The organism is Shewanella sp. WE21 (assembly GCF_002966515.1).
Classification (GTDB): Bacteria; Pseudomonadota; Gammaproteobacteria; order Enterobacterales; family Shewanellaceae; genus Shewanella; species Shewanella oncorhynchi.
Map to the genome: position 1 here is coordinate 2060233 of NZ_CP023019.1, position 16916 is coordinate 2077148.

The window sequence follows — 16916 nt, forward strand, 5'->3', positions numbered from 1 at the left end:
TTGCAGCGCTTTTTGATCTTAGCCTTGGCAATCTACTGGCAGATATTCATCCGGAATACCGTTGCTGCTGCAAACCCAAGTGATATTATTTTGCTCATCAACTTGAGGCGATAGATAGACTTCATAGCCTTGATAATCCCCGAGTGCTTCGCTTCCTATAAAACCGACTATGCCATCTGTGTACAGATTAAATGTCGCAATCTGCTCGTCCGTGAGTCCAAGCACATCCAATTCGGTTGGCCAAGCTTTGTTGGTTTGATAGTAACCTACTAAGATGTCAGTGATCGGTGCCAGTGCTTGATGTTGCTGGTCGATACTGGCAATGGCCAGTGCCGCATCGGGTACATTCAATGCTGCTGGTGTGGCTTCGGTCGTGGTTGGTGCCTCATAACTCGTGGCGGCCCCCATTTTCTCTTGATAGTCCTTATACGCTGGCAACGCGACTGCTGCAGCAATACCAATAATCGCAGCGAAGATTATCAATCCACCGCCTGCTGTGCCTAAACGTGGCATAAAGAAGCTGAGTACATAGGCCCATGCACTGCGTGATGGCGGTGCATATTCCACTCCTTGTGCTTTGGCTTGGACTCTTGCCATGCGCTTAGTCAACCAAGGATAGCTGCCATTAAGCTCGTGCAGCGACATCCAAAAACCACTCGACTCACTGGCTTGGCGGATATATTGATCCACATTCATACGTTTCCATTGCTCGACACCTGCGGCTAACACAGCAACGGCATTTGTGGCTGAACGTAAGCTGTTGCAGCAACGTAATCCGTGGAGATCGCAGGTATATTCACAGGCGCGAGAATAAGCCGCACCTACTAAAGGTAACCAAGTGGCGAAGACTAAGAAGGGCGCTTTACCTATATGATTGCGGCGAATATGGCCTAACTCGTGGCCGATATAGAAGTTGAGCGCATCTTTATCTGACTCAAGCGCATCCACAATCGATGAAAACAGCACTATATAGTTGCGACCGAGGAAGCGTGTCGCCAGTGCGTTTAACATGCCATCGGCTGCCAATAAGTAAGCGCGTGGTGGCTCGCGTATTTCTAAACGTTCGCAACACGCTAAATATTGTTTATGTAATTCAGGAAACTGCTCTGCATTGATTTCGACAGCCGTGCCTTTTAAGTAGCTGATAAAGGCGGAGTGGCTAAAGAGATAAATAATAAAAAACATCAACACATAGAGCAGCGCCATGCCAAAAGTGCCTATGATCAATGCCGCCCAGACGATCCCAGAAATAATAGCTAACAGAGTGAACAGCGATTTTTCCTTCGAATAGACAATATCTGTCATTTGAATGGGATTCTCGTTCCCTGCGGTAATAACTTGTTCCATGTTGATCCTTTTCCTTGTGAAGAGACAAACGGCGTGAAAGTAGTCAATTTTACTCGAAAATTCAACCACTATCGCGTGCAAAGCAAAAAATTAACCGTTTTGTCATTAGTTTAATCAGCTATGCACAAATTGTAGTAGGTCGATTTCGTCAAGATTTTGTGGCTTTTTAGCGTTAAAGAGTCCGATTATGCAGGCGGACACAGGTTGGTAAGTGGCTCTTAGTCTCTGGGCATTTTCCTCGCAGCGCACTAGAATTAGGTGTTTTCGCAGCATATTGGCTGAGGGTTAAGTCTTAAGTTAGAACCGAGATAAAAGTAAATTACATTACTATGAGTGCACTTTAAGGCATGGTTCTTCAAGGCATAGTGCTTTGAGTCAGGCTCGGTTAAGCCTATATAGGGTTAGCTATGGCAAGCGTTGAAACAAACCACAGAAATACAAAGGAATTGAGATGGCTAAGTTAACAAATAAGATGATAAGTAATCGATTGGGTTTCAAATGGCACTGTGCCGCAGGCGTGATGGTTAGCGCGTTAAGTGCGGGAGTAATGGCGGCTAATGCACCTTCTTTTGACTGCACGAAAGTGAATGCTGGCAGTATTGAAGACATGGTCTGTAAGGATGCAGGGCTGAACCAACTTGATAATCAGTTAGCTAAGGTTTATAGCCAAGCGCTTGAAAAAGCGAAGAATGAACAACCTCCTACTTTAAAGGCGATGCAACGTGGTTGGGTGAAAGGCCGTAATGAATGCTGGAAGAGCGACGATAAGCACGCGTGTATTGAATCTAGCTATCAAACCCGCATTGCCGAACTGCAGGCACAATATCGTTTAGTCGACATGACCGGCCCAGTGTTTTATGCCTGTGACGGCAATCCAGCTAACGAAGTAGTGGTGACTTATTTTAAAACCGAACCTGCCACCCTGATTGCTGAACATGGTGATAGTACTTCATTAATGTTTGTGCAACCCAGCGGCAGCGGCGCTAAGTATCAAGGCCGCAATGAAAGCCTATGGGAACATCAAGGCGAAGCTAAAGTGGTTTGGGGCTACGAAGCACCAGAAATGACCTGTAAACTGGTGACTAAATAGGATTGATTTAAGGTCGCCATGAAACAAGCTCTCGTGCATATCGCCTTAGTCGTAAGAGATTACGACGAGGCGATTGATTTTTATGTGAATAAATTAAAATTCGAATTAGTCGAAGACACTTATCAAGCCGAGCAAGATAAGCGCTGGGTCGTTGTTGCCCCACCGGGTTCTAAGGGCGCGTCTATCTTGTTAGCGCGGGCGTCTAAACCTGAGCAGTTCAATTTTATCGGTAATCAGGCGGGTGGTCGGGTGTTTTTATTTTTAAATACCGATGACTTTTGGCGTGATTATCGCCGTATGGTCGCCGATGGCGTGGAGTTTGCGCGTGAGCCGCAAGAACAAGACTATGGCACAGTCGCTGTGTTTAAAGATCTCTACGGTAACTTATGGGATTTACTGCAATTGAACCCGAATCATGTCATGGCTAAGCGAATGAGTTAAGATTCAGTATTTCGTATGAATTACCGCGCAAGCTATTTAATGGGGTCAAACACTGGGAATACTCTTTGTGTTTTACCTCTGTTAAGTTCGTTTAAAATTCTCAGTTATTGATCATTTTTATTGGGAATTCACTGTAAATTTCAATTTATTCTTGTGGAACGGATAGATTTTATAATGGATCGGCCAATGCCATTATGTTTTTATTCAAAATTAAATATCTATCGAATAAATTATTCTTTGGTTTTTATAATTACCCATTCACTTTTTTCGTACTTTAGTATTTAACTCACATTTAAATTAATGAGCGTCAGTTTTTGTTGACAGTTTTATACGTCACTTATTTGCATAGGCGATTATTGTCACTTAGCTTCTTTAATGTTCTCTAGCTATAAAAATTTAGTTGTGAATATCATTACGTCTAAAGCAAACTGGCATTTGAAAATAATATTTAATCTGAGTGACTTACTAAAGGAATCTGATAAGTATGAATTTTTTTAAAATATGTTGCACGGCATTATGGATAGGCCGCGCGTTAAGTGTCTCCGCGATAATAGCGTTACCATCGTTCGCATCTGATATGCCAACCAGTCAGTATCATATTGATGCAGAAGAAATGAAAATGGTAGATATGCCTAGTGTGTTACTGCCATTTAATAATCTGATGTTTTTATATGGCGTAGATGCATCGCAGTTTGATTTAGCTGACTTTATTTACGTCAATGTTCCTGATTTAATCGATAAAGAAGAGGCGATTACGCATTGGGCTGGATATTATAGTATTAACCCCAAAGTCATACTGACTTTGATGGAAATGCAATCTCAGTTAATTTCGTCTCCGACAGCTGAAGCGCTTAACCGACCTTTGGGAACATTATCGGATAAACAGGGTTTTGAGGAACAACTCCAAGATGTATTGGCTCAGCTATCACAACGTTTTTATGCCTATGAAGAGTCTCAATTAAAAGGCCTATACCCGCCAAGCACCGACGCAGTTAATGCATCGAGTTTTGCATTATTGGCTTTGTTAAACGGTCGTAGGATAGAGCAACAGCAACATGCCGTTATGACGGGTGAGCACGCTTTGGGATTGGCCCCATTTATTGAGCAGTTTAGATTATTATTTGGCAATACTGAACGTGAGTTGTTAATGAGTTCAGTTGCTAAAAATCCGCTTGTAGCTGATTCAACTCAGTCGATGCAACAAGTCGTCCCATTGGCGAATATTACCGCGAGTAGTCTGCCACCCAGTAACATGCTGCAAATGCCTTGGCGACAGGGATATTCATGGCAATCCAATGGTGCTCATTCGCATACTGGGTCTGGCTATCCGCTATCATCAATCGATGTATCCTACGATTGGCCACAATGGGGGAGTCCGACTTATTCGGTTGCTTCCGCACATGCTGGGACTGTCAATGTGTTGTCTCGCTGCCAAGTACGGGTGACAAATGCTAACGGTTGGGCGACTAACTATTATCATATGGATCAAATTACAGTGCGTAATGGTCAATATGTAAACCAGAATACCGTGATGGGCATTTATGCAAATAATAAAAATGCAGCCTTGTGTGAAGGTGGGAGTTCAACTGGGCCACATTTGCATTTTTCTTTATTAAAGGATGGGCGCCATGTGTCGTTGCAAGATGTACATTTGGGACAATATAGAATCAACATTGGTAGTTACAACTATGACAATAACTGCAGTCGTTTCAATCTGTTTGATGTAAGTAACAATCGTACAATGTGCGCTTGGGCGCCGCTGTATAATGCTGGAAGTCTCTAATCAATGATAGAAAGCCCCTCAATCGAGGGGCTGATATAATGCGAGGAAAACCGTTGCTCGCTAAGCTAGCTGAATCCTCAAATTGTTTGGATATCCCTGTTTAAATTCTTGAATACCGGTGGTTTTTGGCGGGATTGTCAACGTATGGTCGCCGATGGCGTGGAGTTTGCGCGCGAGCCGCAAGAACAAGACTATGGCACAGTCGCTGTGTTTAAAGATCTCTACGGTAACTTATGGGATTTACTGCAATTGAATGATGAACATCCTATGGCTCACAGGTTAGCGTATCGGGAATCAGGATTAGAAGTTAACCCCTAATCCTAAGGTGTAGCTGGTATCTCTCGTATTGCCTATCACTGTTTTAGTGTCATTGAAGTCATATTTAAATGACAAATAAATCCGCTGAGTTAGCAGATATTTAAGTCCTACTGTCGAGTTTGAGATGTAATCAATCGAAGGCATATCTGGGAAGGCAATTTGCAGATCGGCATAGGACTCTAAAATGCCACCAAACCAATATTGTTTATAGTTAAGTGAGGCCGCCCAAGCATTTAGTTCTAGTTTAAAGGACTGTTGTTCAAGCCAAAAATGGTTGTAGGTTACGACGAAGTCTAATTTATCGCGCCCAGCACCCCAAAAGCGATAACCAGGACCGAGCCCCGCATAATAACTATGGCTATCGATGCCGAGTTTATCTTCTTCATAAAAATCTTCCTGACGTAACAGCCAATGCTCATTGAGCAGATAGTCTAATGAATAATGTCCTTCGAGGGTGTTGCGCTTAGTCACGTCATCTTCGGTTTCGTAGCGCACTTCGGTCTTGATATTATGTCGCCATTGCAAGGTTTCCGCTGTGATATCGCCTTTGATATGTAGCTTCTGACTATTTTTCTTGTTTTTGGTGACATCAAGTGTGGTTTCTACACTACCGTTAAAATTCCAATCTGAGTTTGCATAGTGCTGCGAGAATCTCAACTCACTCACGGGAGTGTGCTGGTTATTAATTAATACCATGCCATGTTCATTAGAGGCTTGAATACTTATGTCCTGTATGGAACGACTGACACTCCAAGGTCTAGTATCTGTGACTTCGAGGCTGAGAATGGCACTGCGTTGAATGGTAATTTTGGGGGTATAACTGGTGTTGATGATGAGATTTTGATCGTTAAACTCTTTAATTTCACCGCTAATTTTATCGCCATTGAGCAAAAAAACTGTGTCGGCATAACACAAGGGGCTGACACTACAGAGCGTAGCAACAAGGTACAATGCTGGATTGGATATCAGATTATGCATCTTGCTCGTGGGCTCAAAATAAAGGGAGAGTAAGTGTTGTCATTCTACTCGAACACAGGCTCTACAAAGCAATAACATTTGATAAAAGTGTTGATAAGGGATTGAAAACGGGTTCGCAATCCCTTACTTCTTTGCCTGTTAGCGTGAGTTAATTTCGGTTATTTTGAGGTTAATGAGCTGCTTCTGCCATTGGGATTTATCTATGCCTTCGACCCAAATGACGCTGCTTTTACGCTGTTCGCCTTTGCGTAGATAGGTCTCAGGCATGCGGAAAATGGCTTCCCACACTTCGAGTTTTTCGGTTTTGAGCAAAGTACCATTATCGGCGAAGAAGCTAGCTTCAACTTCAACTAAGGTAACGTGTTCATTGCTGGTGCTGGCGAGATCGAAGCTGAGTCCGAGTTTGTCGCCTTTCCATTGACCTTCAGCAAAGCTGACTTTGATCCCATCTTTTGCCGTTGAGCCTAATAGCTCAGGTTGGGTAATCGCAGTGGCGGTCAAGGTGGTGACTGGCGCAGCAACAGTTTGAGTGGTAACTGCGGCACTTGGGACACTGGCAATATTGCTCGATGCACTTGCTACGGCTGCAGTGGCTAAGGCATTGGGCGCTGCTTTGGTTTCAGTGATCACGTATTCCCAGGTAAAGTCGTCTTTGAGTCTGACTTGGGCGCCATTTTCTAGGGTGATATTGGCTACGTCGGCCGCCATAACCGATGATGTTAGCAATAACAATGAGCTAAGTGCGCTAAGGCGTAATGAAGTGTGCATTAATTTTCTGGCTCCGATATCCGTCTGAGTCAATATTCTGCCCTAACATAAACAATTTGCCGCATGTTAGTCACTGTCTAAGTCGTGTTTTGATGAATAAAGTGGATTAATGGCGAGATTTTAACGCTAGTACAGATTGAGCTAGCTGACTGTGGCACTATTAGATAGGTGTACATGAGCGGTATGCTCAATGAATAAAGTAACAGGAGATTAAGATGCAGATGAAACATGGAATTTATGGCTTAGTGATTGGATTGGCATTTAGCACTGTCACTTTGGCTGCTGAAGCACCGAAAGTGGGTTGCGCGGCGAAATTAGATGCCATTAGTGCCGAACTTGCCCAAGCAAAAGCGGCAGGTAATAAGCATAAAGTCGCGGGACTTGAAAAGGCCTATGACGAAGTTTCAACCCATTGCGACGATGATAGCTTATACGCCGAGCGAGTCGCTAAAGTTGAGGCTTTAGAGGAAAAACTCACCGAGCGCCAAAACGAATTGGCCAAAGCCATAGAAGAAGGTCGTTCTATGGATAAAATCAACAAGAAACGCAATAAAGTCGCCGAAGTCGAGGCTGATCTTGCTAAGGCGCGAGCCGAGCTAACGCAATAAATAGCTCAAGCCCAATCGCTAGGAGCTTAGCCCGCGTAACCTATGCTTAAAATAGTGGATTCTGTGCTGGAGTTATAACCGGCACTCAGTATGAAGTGCTCAGTGATTCGATATCTTAACCCAGCTTCTGCGCCCCAACGGGTCGTTTTATCTTCTTCCCATGTGGGTTTGCCATCGACAATTTTGGGTGAAATGTTATTCGTGTAAGATACTGTGCTGATATAGCCACTGCCGCCGGCATAAAAGCTTAAATCTGCCGTTAAGCTGTAGCTTAAGCCTAAGCGGAAGAGGCTTTCTTGGCGATAGGATTCCGCGGGTTCTGGCACGATAATATCGGTTTCACGACTGCGGGCATAGCCTAGGTAATAACCCCATTGTTGGTAATTATTATCGAAATGATAGGGGGCGATTGTAATGCCATAGAGATTATCTGTGGCGGGAATATAATCGAGCATAAGGGCGATATAAGGTGCATTGGCAGTTTCGTCTGATTTATCTGGCCTAACTAATTGCTTAGAAGTGCTATATTCGGCCGCTTGAAGCGGTTGGCATAGGCTCAGGAGTCCAATGCTAAGACAGGCTAGCGTATATGAATGACGACACATGGGATGGTTTCCTTAGGGATAGGGGAAATATTGTTCATTTTCCTGTGTGCGGGGTCAATTCAAAATGCTAAAATCTCTTTTAAAATAAGTGTTTGTAAATATTTTGTGTTTTGATTTGAGTGTTTTCTAGGGTGGCATTTAACCGAGGTCAACTCGGCAGTTACCTTTGTATGGGTTTGTTGCGCTAGCGCCTACGTTGGAGTGAAATTGTGGATCAGGAAATAAGGCTCGAAATTTCGGCATGGTTAGCGGGCTTTGGGATTGATAGCCAACCCTCTGATGGAATATCGACCACAGTTATGGTCATTGCTTGCTTACTGTTAGCGAGCATCGCTTATTTTATTGTCCGACGCGTGGTGATTCGTGCGGTGAATATGGTAATCCTGCGCTCTAAGGCGACGTGGGACGATGTATTCATGCGTTATAAGGTGCTTGAAAAGCTGGCCATGCTTGTGCCCGCTATCGTACTTAATCTATTAGTGCCAATCGCGCTGACTGAGCATCCACTGCTAAGCGGGCTAGTCGACCGATTACTGAGTATTTGGTTAGTGGTGCTGATTATCCGCGCTATGTATGCAGGTATGGATGCGGTTGATGAAATTTCAGATGTGAATCTGGTGAGTCGGCGCTTGCCTGTTAAGAGTTTCGTACAGTTAACTAAGCTATTTTTATTCTTTGTTGGGATTATCGTTTCTATCTCAATCTTGGCCGATCAATCACCTGTGTACTTCCTCAGCGGCTTAGGTGTGGCAACGGGTTTTGTGATGTTAGTGTTCCGCGACACTATCTTAGGTTTTGTGGCGGGCATTCAGTTAGCGGCTAACCGTATGGTGAGTAAAGGCGACTGGATCCAGATGGATAAATACGGCGCCGACGGTGCGGTAGAAGAAGTCTCGCTGACCACGGTGAAAGTGCGCAACTGGGACAAAACCATCACTATGATCCCTGCTTATGCCTTAGTGTCGGATGCGTTTCGCAACTGGCGGGGTATGTCTGAGTCGGGCGGTCGCAGGATCAAACGCGCGATCAATATCGATATCAACAGCATAAAGTTTTTGACCGAGGAAGAGCGCGAACGTCTCAGTAAGATCAATTGCTTAAAAGAATATTTCCCCGCAAAAATAAACGAAATTCGTGAGTCGAATGCCAGAGTGTCGGATCTCGATATGAAAGTGAACGGCCGCCATTTGACTAACGTCGGCACTTTCCGCGCTTATCTGCAGGAATACCTACAGCGTCACGATAAAGTCCACAAGGATATGACCTTAATGGTTCGCCAATTAGCGCCGACCACAGAGGGTCTACCGATCGAGATTTATATCTTCACTAACGACACTCGCTGGGCATTTTATGAAGCGATACAAGCGGATATCTTCGACCATGTTTTTGCAATATTGCCTGAGTTTGGTCTGCAGGCGTTCCAAGCGCCTACCGGCAATGATATTCGCAGTTTAAAGTCGGTTAAGGTCGACTAGTTTGATGACTGTCGATGATTATCGATTTAGTTTCGAGAGACAAGAATCGCGGCTAAGGTGATAAATACACCGCCGCTGGTTCTGTCAAACCAATGCAGCTTGTTGCTCGCCTTTAGGCTGGGCGCAAGTACATTGGCCATGCAGGCATAAATCATCACAAAGCTAAAATCCACCACGGCCCAAGTGACTGCAAGAATGGTCAGTTGCGGTAATTGCGGCGCGGCAAGATTGATAAATTGCGGAAATAACGCGGCAAAAAACAGTAAATCCTTCGGATTACTGATCCCCACTAGAAACGCCTGCTTATAAAGCTGCGCAGGCGTACCTTTGCCCTCTGACGGGCTAACTTCAAGGGCTTGAGCTTGGTTTTTCGTCAATAACAGCTTAATACCTAAAAATACTAAATAGGCCGCGCCGCACCATTTGAGCAGGGTAAAACCGTATTCTGAGGCGCTAATAATCGCCCCCAGTCCTGCCGCTGACGCCATCATTAAGATTAAAGCGGCGCTAACACTGCCAAGGCCTGTGGCTATGCTGCGCATCTTGCCGAAGTGGATCCCATGGGACATAGACAACATAGCGATAGGACCGGGTGAAATCCCAATCAATACAATGGCAAATAAATAGAGTAACCAGGTTTCGGGTTGCATATTTGCTGCTCTAAATGGAATAAATGTTAATATTTGGCACTCGCTATAAAATCAGGGATCACCTTGGGATGACGGCCTTTAATGGTGCGATAGAAGCTCAAAATCTCTTGCATGTCGGTCACGATATCGTCACTGGGTTGCAGTGGTGTGCGGATAACGACAGCGCGGCGGCTAAAATCTAAGCCAACGGGTGTAATGGGTACTTGGGCCTTGCTGGCTATATGATAAAAGCCGCACTTCCAGCGCGTCACTGGGCCGCGGGTGCCTTCTGGCGCTAGCGCTAACTTGTAATCGGATTTTGACTCAAACAGCTGCACGGCGGCATCGACTAAGTTGTTGTTCTTGCGCCGATCCACCGGACTGCCGCCAATGGCGCGGAAAAACCAGCCCCAAGGCGGGATAAAGAGTTGGTGTTTGCCGAGAAAGTGAATGCGGATACCTAGGGCGCCACGGGCTAAAATGCCGACAATGAAGTCCCAGTTACTAGTGTGCGGTGCAACTATGATGATGTATTTAGCACAGTCGGGCAGTTGGCCTTCTATCTGCCAGCCTGAAGTGTTAAGTAGCCAACGGCAAAGTGGTGTAAACATAGTTCGGTGCCCAGAGTCGAAAAATTAATAATATCATCAGCTTTTTTAGATTTTAAACTGGCTTAAACAAGATAGTCTGTACTGAATTCGGTATAGTACAGTTTAACCTGATTGATTGTGGGGGAACGATACTATGTTGAAAAATGGACTATTAAACAAGGTTATCTGGCAGCGTGTTTTTGCGGCACTGTTACTCTTGCTGACTTGTCATGTTAATGCGGTGCCGACGGATGAAATTACGCAGATGCTCAAAGGCCAAGAAGACGCCTGGAATCGCGGCGATCTCGATGCTTATATGCAAGGCTATTGGAAGAGTGATCAACTGCGTTTTGTCTCTAATGGTAAGTTTCGTTTTGGCTGGGAAGAAACTCTCGCTGCCTATAAGAAAAATTATCCAAATAAAGAAGCGCTTGGTGAACTGAAGTTCACTATCAAAGAAATCAAAATGCTCAGTAATTACGCCGCTATGGTTGTTGGGCGCTGGGATTTACGGCGGATAAAAGATGCCCCAACGGGCGTGTTTACTCTGTTGATTGAAAAAATCGACGATCGTTGGGTGATCACTATGGACCACAGTTCAGACTAAACTGTGTCCTTTACACTCAGTGCTGCACTGCAGTTCAAATTAGATTTGCGATAATAAACAGTCTGGTTTGGCTGGCGGCTCGGCTGGCAGGGTTAAATGGAAATCTTGCTGTCCAAGCTGTCTACCTTTGCCATCGTATCTCACTTCGGTGAAATGCATACCGCCCTCAGCATCTTCAAGCAGAATGCTGGTGGAGCGGGTGCCATAGTCGGGGTGACGAATATAAATCGCAGCTAAACGCCGTTCCCACTCGATCCCGACTCCCGTATTAGGCAGCTCATTATCTTGCGGCTGGGAATCGTCTTTCATTAGTTGTAACAGTACTTGCACTTCTATACTGCTGGACTGGCTGATTGCCGCTTCTAACGCCTGCTGTCCCTTCGCCATTTTCGGCCAAATATCATCGAGTGCACCATTGCTAATGGCATGAAATCCATCGGCAAGTTTTACTGTGTCTTTATTGATACTGTTAAAACAATATAAGTCAGTACCTTGGCCGAAGATGAGATTGAACGGCTGATAATTGTCGCTATGTTCAATGAGCCAATTAGGGCACACGAGCGACCCTGAGTTGAGCGTCATAGTAATTAGCTCGCCACGACTACGCATGGCTTCAGGGTTCTTTTGCGGAACGCGCAGATTGGTTACGCCAGCGATTTGTCCTTGTTTATTGATACCAAACCAAGTGCCACCGGCCTGCAGATCTTTACCCGCGAGTATGTTTTCTTCCGGCGGCCAAAAATGCGCTGGCGCAGTTGGTCTATGATGAAACTCATCGCGGTTGGCACAGATGATTAAGGGATACTTAGGATGGGCATTAATGGCGACAAAGAGTATGCACATAGCAGGCTAAATTAATCCAAAGGTAGATTAACTTAGCCTGTCTGCTCACAAATGAACAGCGTTAGTGGTGCGAGTGCTTATCCGTTTTTGCGTGTTCATGTGCATGTTTATCGGCACTAGGCGTCACAACAGGTTTCTGCTCGTCAGTGTGCGAAGCGCTAGATTCGTGAGTATGTGTATTCTCGTGGGAATGGCTATGCGCATGAGCTGCCGGTTTGCTAAGCATTAAGCGGCGTAAAAATTTACGTGGACCTAAGCGCAGTAAGCTGGCGGCAAACACCCCGGAGAGGATCAGTAGAGCAATTAAGTTCACGACTTCAGGCAAGGTAAATAAGGAGAACCATAGTGGCAAGCGTAATGCTGCGGCTAAGCTCAGCGCAATAATACTCAGTAATATCGCCCTTTGCGTCCATGTCATTAACTTAAGCTGAGCTATGTTGAGCACAGGTGCTGCAATCAGCGGCATCATAATCGCGATAGGATTCCAGCCACTATAAGCCAGTGCAAGAGCGAGTACGGCGGCGCCTAAGTTGCAGAAACGCATTGGTAAAAATACAAGCAATAGCACAACAACCTGTAGCAATGGATTGCTTAAGGGCATTGAAGGGTGGCCAATTAAATTCACTAATACTAGGCTGAGTAAAATCCAAGGTGCGCTGCGATCGACTAAATGAGCAAAGCCGAAACGCAGTGAATTGCTGGGTAATTTAGTGTGTGGATCGGTAATGGTGACGTTAGCATGGCTTAAATACGCACTCAGAATAAACACTACAAGCAATTGGAATAATGCTAACCAAGGACCAAGAAGTAGAGCTGTGATCACTAAGGCTTCAGGCCCAGCTAAGCGTTGGAACCAGCGACGGGCTAAACTGCTATCCTGCGGCGTCAAACCTAATTTAAAGCGCAACGCAGCCGCACCATAGCTCAGCAGCAACACGGGTGCGAGCTTTAATAGCCAAGTTATTAATTGCTCTGTGCTGTGATCATGGTGGGCATGTTCGTGGCCGCCTGAATCCATTAATAGCAGCATCACGAGTAAACCGATGCCGAGCAAACTACCTATGCCAGCTTGGTATTCATATTTGCCTTGCGTATCACTTTCATGCTGACCATGGGGTTGATGTAGTACCACATGCAGAATTGTGCCTGTAATAAAGGCTTGTAAGTAGACAGTGTCATCGATATTTAAATAAGGAAGTAGTTGCTCACCGGCGAAATAGCCTATGCCTGTAAATAGCATCTGGGCTGCAAAGATCATGAGTGTCCAACGTGTTCCGAGATGGGGTTTAAGTATCCACCATACTGCAAAACCGACGGGTAATTGGTGGAGTATGACACCAAGAGCTAGCAGAATGGAGTTATCGTCTTGCTGCGCCAAAACCATAGCGGTGCCATCGGTGATGGTATGCAGTAATAAGCCACCAATACCCAAGAAAAGCGTAAAATTATGGGTGACTTCTGAATAACGGTGAAATAGGCGTTCGCTGGCGGTAGGCCCCCAGATGCCGAGGAGTACAAAGATGATCGCAAGCATGCCACCATGCTCGAGTAATTCTGGCAAGATGTGGATCAGCACTAATCCGCCTAATGAGACGAATATAAAACCATCGAGCCCCTTTTGTAAGCCACTACTCGATGAGAAGTAGCGATAAAACAGAGGGCCAATTAAGAGTGCGATACAGCTAGCAAGAAGATAGAGCATGGATTCCACGGAAAATTTGCTGAAAAAACGCCATAGTATACCAGCTGTAAAGCAAAGTGAGCAGTGACTTGCAGGCAATTTACTCAACTGACATTTTATACTGTGTTTTGAAGGTGAGAATTTTATTCACTTTGGCCATTTTGCGGGGAAATTTTCAGATCTAACTCGAGAAAAGGTACTATACCCAAGCTACCTGAAGATACGAGTTTCAGAGCGCCTAGGGTGCTTCAATTCAAGGCGCATCAATGACAGAATGTCGGCCACCTTTTGAATTGTTGCAACACGGAAGTGGAGCTCCCTAGGCGCTCCGTTCCGGCGGGTTGTAACGTACTTTATGCCGTGTTGGTTATTTTTAACTTAGCCCACTAGGTCCGCAAATAACCGCAATCGCCATGGATGGCGTGAATGCCATTTATGCAGGAGCAATAAAGGGCCTTGCCTAAAGTGCGTTACATTCCTGCTGAATCCTGCATCTTCAGGTTGTTTGGGTATATAATATGGGCTTATTTGGCTTGGGTGTTGATACGTTAAATGGATATATTTTCTGCTGCGGTAATGTTGTTTCTGATCATGGACCCTTTGGGGAATTTGCCGATTTTCGCGTCGATTCTGCGGCATATCGATCCCAAGAAACGTCGTAAGGTACTGATCCGAGAGTTACTTTTCGCCTTAGTAATCATGCTGTCTTTCCTTTATGCGGGTGAGGCTATCTTAAGTTTCTTAAATCTTCGTTCCGAATCTGTGAGTATTGCAGGCGGTATTATTCTGTTTTTGATCGCGATTAAGATGATCTTCCCCCAACCCGGTGGTGTCGTTGGATTAGCCGCGGGAGAAGAGCCTTTTATCGTGCCTATGGCTATTCCCTTGATGGCTGGCCCATCGATTCTTGCAGCCTTGATTTTACTGGCGCATACCGATAGCTCACGTATGGGCGATTGGACCATAGCGTTAGTGTCAGCTTGGGGGGCGAGTGCGGTGATCTTAATGTTTTATAAACTTTTCACCCGTGTGCTGGGGGAAAAGGGGCTCACAGCGGTCGAGCGTTTGATGGGTATGGTGCTGGTCATGATCTCAGTGCAAATGTTCCTCGACGGTATTTCAAACTATCTGAAAACCGCTGGCTAACTTTATCTAGTTTGATCAAAACGAAACCGTATTAACGTTGTTAATGCGGTTTTTTTATGGCTGAGATTTGGCTTGGAATTGAGTCAGCACAGAGGTTTGCTGAATATTTGCTGACAAAAGTGCAAATCTTACCTGCGAACAGGTGTATCAAGTTGTTACTGAGGTGCAGTGCTGCTAATGTCGAAAACTCTGTCTCTATCACTTGAAGACGGATAAACCCTGAGTAGATTACTAATTAAAGGTAATTTGTCTTAATGCAAAGAGACACTAGTCTCAATAAATAGAATAGCGTAAACGGCGTTAGCTGTTACGGAAGGAAACTAAAAATGCGAAGAACAAATGGCGTCATAGCTTTTGGACTGATGTTGGCATTGATCAGCGGTGCGAGTATTGCGGCACCGAATCATACCCCTGCAACTCCGAATCACACCTCTGTGGCGAATAAAGAACAAATTCTATATTGGTTGATCAAGCGCGGTGAAGTGTCAGCTGATGCCAGTGATAGCGTAAAGCAGGCCGCGATAAATGCTTATATCCGTGGTGGCAGACCAATTCAACCTCCTGTGGAGCACGATCGAACAAAAGGATGTCTTGATATTTCACCTCAATTTCAAAATCTGCAATATAAGAAGTTCTCTATTCCCGCTGATTCAACATGGAGTGAGTGTTTACTTTTCAAAGACCATACTGATGAGGTTGGTCTGCTATTTGAAAGAGGTGACGTTGATGAGTATAGTCAATCTTATATTGATATTATCCCCCACCCATACCGCCATATTGGCACAACGAAAAAAGATCAATATACAACTATTAAAGTGAAGCCCGCTCCCAAACGACGAACCGTTATAAATCTTTCCGCTGAGGCTGGTGTAGTGGCGAATGCTTCCATTGCCGCAAGATTTTCTGTCACGCCTGCTCCTTTCGATAGGGAAATGGTCATTTTTTATGAGCTGGCAGAATCAGGTACAACTCTAGCGGGGATTACTATTGCTAAAACGGAAAATTCTATCGATAGTGTTACGAGTGATACATCAACATTAAATATGGAAGCGCCAAAGAATTATCAAGATAGTACAAATAGAATCAAGCCTGAACTAAATAGCATCGCACAAGTAGCGAGCAACAAAGATTTATATACGGAGGGTAAGTTAATAGATTTGAGTCCTGAAAGTAAATTTTCAACAGCTCAATATATTTTACCTTGTATGGATAATATGAAACCACCTGAAAATATCAACTCTACTGGACGAAGCCTAAATAAAGTATTGTCTGATGTAGAATTACATAGAGGGTCATATTATGCTAACAAACCACGTGAGCAGAAACTTATTGACAAGTTTTTAGCCATTGATGATAACAATTCTCAGGCACATGCTTCAGCGATTGCTGCAACAGCTTATATGGCCGCACAACGTTATCGCCATGATAGGAAATCCTATTCATTTGCCCTTGGGGCAGCAGAACAACTTGCACCTAGTGGTCCTATTATCTCATCGATGTTACAAGCATTGATGGGGGATGTTGATAACTCTGAATACAATAAAGGAACATCTTATACTCGAAATGTTTACTTGAAGGACAATAATAGGCGTTCAGTTAAAGATTCATGTTCGAGAATCGCAGAAACTACTGACGAAGCTGATGATTATCCTTTCTGTATGACACCATTTAGAGAGTTTAATTTCAATGGGCTTACTAAGGATGTAACAGTGTATGAAGCATATCCATTCAATTATGGTGAGTATATTGATCTAACTTTTGATATAGATACCATTAATATGGCTGACGATGTTTGGGTTATTGCAGTCGGAGGGAAAAGCAAAAAGGCACACAGAGTTTATTCGCGAGAAAGGCTTGATGGTTTTGACTCATTTAAACTTACTAATTACAGCACTAAAAACTCTGGAGGATTATATATCAATGTAAGGTCTAGAGAGTATAATGGTAAATTCCGTTCTGCAGTAAAAGTAAAAATCTATTGTACGCCAGTAATTAAATCACTCTAAA

General features: G+C 44.4%; 15 protein-coding genes and 2 pseudogenes. 9 read left to right on the plus strand and 8 right to left on the minus strand.

Annotation, left to right across the window (positions count from 1 at the left end; translation table 11 throughout):
- Positions 1 to 18: 18 nt before the first annotated feature.
- Positions 19 to 1347, minus strand: a complete 1329-nt coding sequence (locus CKQ84_RS08785) for a M48 family metallopeptidase (RefSeq protein ID WP_105250954.1) — start codon at positions 1345 to 1347, stop codon at positions 19 to 21.
- A gap of 451 nt (positions 1348 to 1798) precedes the next feature.
- On the opposite strand from CKQ84_RS08785, the gene CKQ84_RS08790 reads away from it, so the two are divergent.
- The 4 genes and pseudogenes from CKQ84_RS08790 to CKQ84_RS08805 all read left to right on the plus strand — a co-directional run.
- Positions 1799 to 2437, plus strand: a complete 639-nt coding sequence (locus CKQ84_RS08790; RefSeq protein ID WP_105250955.1) for an MliC family protein — start codon at positions 1799 to 1801, stop codon at positions 2435 to 2437.
- Between the two features lie 18 nt (positions 2438 to 2455).
- Positions 2456 to 2878, plus strand: coding sequence for a VOC family protein (locus CKQ84_RS08795; RefSeq protein WP_105250956.1), 423 nt, complete (start codon positions 2456 to 2458; stop codon positions 2876 to 2878).
- 484 nt (positions 2879 to 3362) lie between these two features.
- Positions 3363 to 4661 (plus strand): M23 family metallopeptidase, encoded by a 1299-nt coding sequence (locus CKQ84_RS08800; RefSeq protein WP_105250957.1) that lies wholly within the window; start codon positions 3363 to 3365, stop codon positions 4659 to 4661.
- Between the two features lie 96 nt (positions 4662 to 4757).
- A pseudogene (locus CKQ84_RS08805) lies at positions 4758 to 4979 on the plus strand (VOC family protein); the annotation flags it as partial.
- On the opposite strand, the gene CKQ84_RS08810 reads toward CKQ84_RS08805, so the two are convergent.
- Both CKQ84_RS08810 and CKQ84_RS08815 read right to left on the minus strand, forming a co-directional pair.
- Positions 4962 to 5957 carry a DUF481 domain-containing protein gene (locus tag CKQ84_RS08810; RefSeq protein ID WP_105250958.1) on the minus strand — a complete coding sequence of 332 codons (996 nt, stop codon included), beginning with the start codon at positions 5955 to 5957 and terminating at the stop codon, positions 4962 to 4964. The pseudogene CKQ84_RS08805 and the gene CKQ84_RS08810 overlap by 18 nt on opposite strands.
- 138 nt (positions 5958 to 6095) lie before the next feature.
- Positions 6096 to 6725: a DUF3157 family protein gene (locus CKQ84_RS08815; RefSeq protein WP_105250959.1), complete on the minus strand. Its 630-nt coding sequence runs from the start codon at positions 6723 to 6725 to the stop codon at positions 6096 to 6098.
- A 215-nt stretch (positions 6726 to 6940) separates the two neighbouring features.
- On the opposite strand from CKQ84_RS08815, the gene CKQ84_RS08820 reads away from it, so the two are divergent.
- Positions 6941 to 7333, plus strand: coding sequence for a DUF1090 domain-containing protein (locus tag CKQ84_RS08820; protein WP_105250960.1), 393 nt, complete (start codon positions 6941 to 6943; stop codon positions 7331 to 7333).
- Positions 7334 to 7359: 26 nt separating this feature from the next.
- Here CKQ84_RS08820 and CKQ84_RS08825 read toward each other — a convergent pair whose 3' ends face one another.
- Entirely contained in the window at positions 7360 to 7938 is a 579-nt protein-coding gene (locus tag CKQ84_RS08825) for a hypothetical protein (RefSeq protein ID WP_105250961.1), read from the minus strand.
- 209 nt (positions 7939 to 8147) lie between these two features.
- On the opposite strand from CKQ84_RS08825, the gene CKQ84_RS08830 reads away from it, so the two are divergent.
- Entirely contained in the window at positions 8148 to 9413 is a 1266-nt protein-coding gene (locus tag CKQ84_RS08830) for a mechanosensitive ion channel family protein (RefSeq protein ID WP_105250962.1), read from the plus strand.
- Between the two features lie 26 nt (positions 9414 to 9439).
- Here the strand turns inward: CKQ84_RS08830 and CKQ84_RS08835 are convergent, their stop codons facing one another.
- Both CKQ84_RS08835 and CKQ84_RS08840 read right to left on the minus strand, forming a co-directional pair.
- Complete coding sequence (locus CKQ84_RS08835; protein WP_105250963.1) at positions 9440 to 10063, minus strand: LysE family translocator; 624 nt, start codon at positions 10061 to 10063, stop codon at positions 9440 to 9442.
- 26 nt (positions 10064 to 10089) lie between these two features.
- A complete protein-coding gene (locus CKQ84_RS08840) occupies positions 10090 to 10653 on the minus strand; it encodes a lysophospholipid acyltransferase family protein (RefSeq protein ID WP_105250964.1) in 564 nt (187 codons plus the stop codon).
- A gap of 133 nt (positions 10654 to 10786) precedes the next feature.
- On the opposite strand from CKQ84_RS08840, the gene CKQ84_RS08845 reads away from it, so the two are divergent.
- On the plus strand, positions 10787 to 11239 hold the full coding sequence (locus tag CKQ84_RS08845) for a DUF4440 domain-containing protein (RefSeq protein ID WP_105250965.1): 453 nt from the start codon (positions 10787 to 10789) through the stop codon (positions 11237 to 11239).
- Positions 11240 to 11278: 39 nt separating this feature from the next.
- Here CKQ84_RS08845 and CKQ84_RS08850 read toward each other — a convergent pair whose 3' ends face one another.
- Both CKQ84_RS08850 and CKQ84_RS08855 read right to left on the minus strand, forming a co-directional pair.
- Positions 11279 to 12082 (minus strand): NRDE family protein, encoded by an 804-nt coding sequence (locus CKQ84_RS08850; protein WP_105250966.1) that lies wholly within the window; start codon positions 12080 to 12082, stop codon positions 11279 to 11281.
- Between the two features lie 61 nt (positions 12083 to 12143).
- On the minus strand, positions 12144 to 13784 hold the full coding sequence (locus CKQ84_RS08855) for a metal transporter (RefSeq protein WP_105250967.1): 1641 nt from the start codon (positions 13782 to 13784) through the stop codon (positions 12144 to 12146).
- 531 nt (positions 13785 to 14315) lie between these two features.
- On the opposite strand from CKQ84_RS08855, the gene CKQ84_RS08865 reads away from it, so the two are divergent.
- Together CKQ84_RS08865 and CKQ84_RS08870 are read left to right on the plus strand one after the other, a co-directional pair.
- Positions 14316 to 14909: a YhgN family NAAT transporter gene (locus CKQ84_RS08865; RefSeq protein WP_011848195.1), complete on the plus strand. Its 594-nt coding sequence runs from the start codon at positions 14316 to 14318 to the stop codon at positions 14907 to 14909.
- Positions 14910 to 15235: 326 nt separating this feature from the next.
- Positions 15236 to 15445: pseudogene (locus CKQ84_RS08870) on the plus strand (hypothetical protein); the annotation flags it as partial.
- Positions 15446 to 16916 lie beyond the last annotated feature (1471 nt).